Here is a 214-nt window from a genome sequence, read left to right as displayed (position 1 = left end):
AAGTCATAGACCCGAGCCAAATTGACTGTCAGTTTTTAAAAAGCAATCCGTTCTTCTGTGCAGACAAAGAAGCGATTGGCCGTTTTGAAACTATGATTGATAACTTGCGCCGTGAAGGCACTAGCTGTGGCGCGCGCCATGATATCATTGCGAGCGCTGTACCAGTAGGCTTACGCGAGCCAGTATTTGATCGTTTAGAAGCAGATATTGCTCA

At 46.3% G+C, this 214-nt stretch carries 1 protein-coding gene; it reads left to right on the top strand.

Features of this window, described 5'->3' with window-relative positions; translation table 11 throughout:
• Window positions 1-214: chorismate synthase (locus V6252_RS13420; RefSeq protein ID WP_341610766.1), on the top strand; the 214-nt coding region annotated here is incomplete at both ends.

The organism is Psychrobacter proteolyticus (assembly GCF_038155145.1).
GTDB lineage: Bacteria > Pseudomonadota > Gammaproteobacteria > Pseudomonadales > Moraxellaceae > Psychrobacter > Psychrobacter proteolyticus_B.
This window is presented reverse-complemented; position numbering and strand designations above follow the sequence as displayed.